Raw genomic sequence first — 746 nt, 5'->3', positions numbered from 1 at the left:
TTGGTTGCTTAAGCCGATCCGAAATTTCCCGGAGACCACACCCACCATGAACGATCTTGCGCTGCCGGTGAGCGGTTTTTCATCAGTCGGCGGCAAGTCCGTCGTCGCCGGTTTCGACGGCGGCATGCTGTCGTCCAACAGCGGCGTTCTGGCCTAGGCCGAGGTGGAAAAGCGGTTGCGGGTGGCCGAGCGTCTGGCGCGTTGCATCGACGATCCGCGCTGCCCGGACCAGGTCGTCCACAGCCTGGCGGACATGATCGGCTTTCGCATGAAGATGATCGCCGCCGGCTACGAGGACGGCAACGACGCCAACCGGCTGCGCCGCGATCCGGTCTTCAAGACGGCCCAGGATGCGCTGCCGTCGGGTCGGGATCTGGCGTCGCAATCGACGCTGTGCCGGCTGGAGAACCTACCCGGGGTGCGGGAGCTGGTCGCGATGGGACGGGCGATGGTCGATCTCTATTGCGCCTCGTTCCGGCAAGTGCCGAAGCGGATCGTACTCGACATTGACGACACCTTCGACGCTGTGCACGGAGGCCAACAGCTTCGCCTGTTCAATGCACCATGACGAGTACGGCTTCCAGCCGATCGTCGTGTTCGATGGTGCGGGACGGTTCGTCAGCGCGATCCTGCGACCGGCCAAGCGGCCGAGTGGTGCTGAGATCCGCCCCCACCTGCGCCGTCTGGTGCGGGCGATCCGGATCAACTGGCCGAACATTCGAATCCTGCTCCGCGGCGATAGCCAT

The 746-nt window shown here is 64.5% G+C and carries 1 pseudogene; it reads left to right on the top strand.

The annotated features are described in order from the left end of the window. Positions 1-46: 46 nt before the first annotated feature. Positions 47-746: pseudogene (locus tag NKI37_RS31865) on the top strand (IS1380 family transposase); the annotation flags it as partial.

Origin of the sequence: Mesorhizobium sp. M0626, assembly GCF_040320665.1 — a bacterium.
GTDB lineage: Bacteria > Pseudomonadota > Alphaproteobacteria > Rhizobiales > Rhizobiaceae > Mesorhizobium.
This window is presented reverse-complemented; position numbering and strand designations above follow the sequence as displayed.